The following is a 3,985-nucleotide window of genomic DNA, read 5'->3' as shown; positions in this document are numbered from 1 at the left end:
GAATTCGACGCGGCGGGCTACCGGCCGAGCCATTTCGCCTATGAGTTCAAGGATCGCGTCGCGACGATCACGCTCAACCGCCCCGAGCGCAAGAACCCGCTGACGTTCGATTCCTATGCCGAGTTGCGCGATCTGTTTCGCGCGTTGGTCTATGCGCCGGCGGTGAAGGCGGTGGTGATCACCGGCGCGGGCGGGAATTTCTGTTCGGGCGGCGACGTGCACGAGATCATCGGGCCGCTGACCGAGATGACGATGCCCGAATTGCTCGCCTTCACCCGGATGACCGGCGATCTGGTCAAGGCGATGCGCAAATGCCCGCAGCCGATTATCGCCGCGGTCGACGGGATATGCGCCGGGGCGGGGGCGATCATGGCGATGGCGTCCGATATCCGCTTTGCGACGCCGGCGGCCAAGACCGCTTTCCTGTTCACCCGCGTCGGGCTCGCCGGGGCGGATATGGGCGCGTGCGCGATCCTGCCGCGGATCATCGGGCAAGGGCGTGCGGCGGACCTGCTGTTCAGCGGGCGCTCCTTCTCGGCCGAGGAGGGCGAGCGCTGGGGCTTCTTCAACCGCGTGGTCGCGGCGGAGGCGCTGGCGGGCGAGGCGGCAGGCTATGCCACGATGCTCGCGCACGGCCCGACCTTCGCGCACGGCATGACCAAGAACCAGCTCGAAATGGAATGGGCGATGCCGGTCGAGACCGCGATCGAGGCCGAGGCACAGGCGCAGGCGATCTGCATGCAGACGCAGGATTTCTCGCGCGCCTATCACGCCTTCGTGGCGAAGCAGAAGCCGGTGTTCGAAGGGGATTGAGATGGCAGGCGAGAGCTTCATCAACGAGCGCGACGATCGCGGCATTCCAGACGGGGCGAGACGATGAGAATCCTGCAACCGGCCGGCTGGCCGCGTCCCAAGGGCTATTCCAACGCGATCGAGGCGCGCGGGCGGCAGATTTTCGTTTCGGGGCTGGTCGGCTGGAACGAGGAGGAAAAGTTCGAACGCACCGATCTCGCCGGGCAGTTCGAACAGATCCTGCGCAATCTGGTGGCCTTGCTCGCGGAGGCCGATGCCGGGCCGGAGCATGTCGTGCGGATGACCTGGTACATCACCGATCGCGGCGACTATCTCGATAATGCGCGGCGCATCGGCGAAATCTATCGCGCGATCATGGGGCGCAATTATCCGGCGATGGCGGTGGTGCAGGTCGTCGCGCTGATGGAAGCCGCCGCAAAGATCGAGATCGAGGTGACCGCGGTCGTTCCCGACTAGCGCGGGCTTCAACTATTGCCGGGCGTCTCGATCTTTACGTTGGCGTCGACCTTTTGCGGGGCGTTGCGCAGCAGATCGGTGCCGAAGACCACATAGAGTGCGACCAGCACCACGATGATCCCCAGGATGAAAGCGACCACCGTACTACCGCCGCCGCCGGTTTTGACTATGGTTGTCTTGTCCTCTGACATCCCATCTCTCCTCAGCCCGCACGAACGCCCACGCCAACATTCTGGTTCCGTTTAAGAGGACTACCGGTGCGCTGCGAGCCGCAGCGTCGCCGTCAGATGTCGGGCAGCCCGGCGTGGAGATAATCTTCCAGCCCCGCGCGCGCGAAATGGTCGATCAGCCACGCGCCGGCCGGGCCGGGCGGCACGTCGCGCCGCCAGATCCCGGCGAAGCGGTAGATGCCGCCGGGATGATCGGGCATGTCGAGCCGCACCAATGTGCCTGCGACGAGATCGGGCTCGACCATCGGCAGCGGCATATTGCCCCAGCCGATCCCCTCGCGCAGCAGGGCGTGCTTGGCGCCGAGATCGGCGAGCCGCCAGGTCTTGGGGCTGACCACCGAAAAGTCGCGCCCCTCGGTGAAATGCGAACGATCGGTCAGCACGAGCTGGATATGATCGCGCCCCGCGCCCGGCGCGATCCGCGCCATCCGGCCGAGCGGATGATCGGGCGCGGCGACGGGGACCAGCGGCACCGCACCGGCCGAGACGCTCTCGATCTCCTCGACCCCGACGAACAGCGGCCCGGAAAGCCCGATCGAGGCGGTGCCGTCGAGCACCATCGCGGTGACCGCGCCCAGCGCCTCGACGTGTAGCCGAAGCTGGACGGTGGGAAACTCGGCCGCGAAGGCGCGCAATGTCTTGGCGAGCCGCTCGGCCGGGAGCATCACGTCGACCGCCAGATCGACCTCCGCCTCCAGCCCTTCGAGCAGCCCCTTCACCTTGGCGCGCAGCCCGTCGATCCCGAGCGCGACGCTGCGCGCCTCGGCGAGGACGGCGCGGCCGGCGAGCGTCAGCCGGGGCTTGCGCGTTCCCTCGCGCTCGAACAGGGTCAGCCCGAGCTGCGCTTCGAGATTGCCGATTCCGTAGCTGATCACCGAGACCGCGCGGTTGAGCTTGCGCCCGGCGGCGGCGAAGCTGCCCGTATCGACGATCGCCAGAAAGATGCGGAGCTGGTCGAAGGTCGGGGTGCCGGGGTTGGCCACTTTTCAAGTTCCTGGAATAGTCGGGTCGATTTTATCCCTCTGAAAAGAAAAGTGCGCAACCTCTAAATCGCTCTCAACAAGGGCGGCCGGCGCCGCCCGACAGGAGATGCACGATGATCGAACTTCGCCCTTTCGACGGCCTCGGTGGTGCCAATCACGGCTGGCTCGATGCCAAGCATCATTTCTCGTTCGCCGGTTATCACGATCCGGCGCGGATGCACTGGGGCAATTTGCGCGTGTGGAACGACGATACGATCGCGCCCAAGACCGGCTTTCCGCCGCACCCGCACCGCGACATGGAAATCATCACTTATGTCCGCGAAGGCGCGATCACGCATGAGGACAGCCTGGGCAATAAGGGCCGCACCGAGGCCGGCGACGTCCAGGTGATGAGCGCGGGCACCGGGATCCGCCATTCGGAATATAATCTCGAGGATGTGACGACCAGGATCTTCCAGATCTGGATCATTCCGACCCGTGACGGCGAGCCGCCGCGCTGGGGCGCCAAACCCTTCCCCAAGGGCGAGCGCGCCGGGCAGTTCGTCACGCTTGCCTCGGGTTATGACGGCGACGGCGATGCGCTGCCGATCCGCACCGATGCGCGGGTCGTCGGCGCGACGCTCAAGGCCGGGGAGAGCGCCGATTACCCGCTGGGCAAGGACCGCAAGGCCTATCTCGTCCCGGCGACCGGCGCGATCCGGATCGACGACGTGCAGGTCAATGCGCGCGACGGCGCGGCGATCAGCGACGTGGAGGTGATCCGCGTCACCGCGATCGAGGATAGCGAGATCGTCCTCGTCGACGCGGCGTAATCGGGGAAGGCGGGCGATTGTCGCCCGCCTTTTTCGCATCTTGCGCCCCGTGCATTGCCAACCACGGGTCAGCCGCTAAGCTCTTCTCCCAAAAGGGGAGATGTGCATGCGGCCGATCGTGCTGGGCGTGTTGCTGGCGATCGCGCCGGCGGGAATTGCAGCAGCGCAAGCGCCGCCGCCGGGGCTGGAGGCGGCGCTCGCTTATCCGTTCCAGACCGGGCTCGTCGCGGCCGAGCGCGCCGATCGCATCGCCTGGATCAATGTGGTGAAGGGCGCGCGCAACGTGTGGAGCGCGGCCGGCCCCGATTATCGCGCCCGCCGGCTGACCGATGCGACCGCCGATGACGGGCAGGAACTGACCGGGCTGGTGCTGTCGCCCGACGGCACGCGCGCGATCTGGGTGCGCGGCGGCGATCACGACGCCAATTGGCCGATCGAGGGCGAGCCCAATCCGGCGAGCCGCACCGATGCGGCGACGCTCGAAATCTGGTCCGCCGCGACCGCCGGCGGGGCGCCGGTGAAGATCGCCGAAGGCGATGCGCCGGCGATCTCCGCCACGGGGCGCGTCGCCTTCATCAAGAACGGCAAGGTGTGGAGCGTCGATGCCGCGGGGAAGGACAAGCCCGCGCTGCTGATCGCCGATCGCGGCAAGGCATCGGGGCTCGCCTGGTCGCCCGACGGGACGCGGCTC

General features: G+C 67.1%; 6 protein-coding genes. 4 read left to right on the top strand and 2 right to left on the bottom strand.

The window, feature by feature from the left end; translation table 11 throughout:
• Together BGN95_RS14745 and BGN95_RS14740 are read left to right on the top strand one after the other, a co-directional pair.
• The coding region (locus tag BGN95_RS14745; RefSeq protein WP_286773111.1) for an enoyl-CoA hydratase family protein at positions 1–813 on the top strand (813 nt) is incomplete at its 5' end.
• A gap of 63 nt (positions 814–876) precedes the next feature.
• The gene (locus BGN95_RS14740; RefSeq protein ID WP_286773110.1) at positions 877–1,269 is read left to right on the top strand and encodes a RidA family protein; all 393 of its coding nucleotides are present in this window, start codon (positions 877–879) and stop codon (positions 1,267–1,269) included.
• Positions 1,270–1,277: 8 nt separating this feature from the next.
• On the opposite strand, the gene BGN95_RS14735 is transcribed toward BGN95_RS14740, so the two are convergent.
• Both BGN95_RS14735 and BGN95_RS14730 read right to left on the bottom strand, forming a co-directional pair.
• Positions 1,278–1,460, bottom strand: coding sequence for a hypothetical protein (locus BGN95_RS14735; RefSeq protein ID WP_265312761.1), 183 nt, complete (start codon positions 1,458–1,460; stop codon positions 1,278–1,280).
• Positions 1,461–1,552: 92 nt separating this feature from the next.
• Entirely contained in the window at positions 1,553–2,482 is a 930-nt protein-coding gene (locus BGN95_RS14730; RefSeq protein ID WP_179514123.1) for a LysR family transcriptional regulator, read from the bottom strand.
• Positions 2,483–2,595: 113 nt separating this feature from the next.
• Between BGN95_RS14730 and BGN95_RS14725 the strand changes: the two genes are divergently transcribed.
• Together BGN95_RS14725 and BGN95_RS14720 are read left to right on the top strand one after the other, a co-directional pair.
• On the top strand, positions 2,596–3,294 hold the full coding sequence (locus tag BGN95_RS14725; protein ID WP_179514122.1) for a pirin family protein: 699 nt from the start codon (positions 2,596–2,598) through the stop codon (positions 3,292–3,294).
• A 106-nt stretch (positions 3,295–3,400) separates the two neighbouring features.
• A partial coding sequence (locus tag BGN95_RS14720) for a TolB-like translocation protein (protein ID WP_502688298.1) occupies positions 3,401–3,985 on the top strand: 585 nt, incomplete at its 3' end.

The organism is Sphingomonas sp. 66-10 (assembly GCF_001897045.1).
Lineage (GTDB): Bacteria > Pseudomonadota > Alphaproteobacteria > Sphingomonadales > Sphingomonadaceae > Sphingomonas > Sphingomonas lycopersici.
Note: the sequence above shows the minus strand (reverse complement) of the source record. Positions and strands in the feature narration are given on the sequence as shown.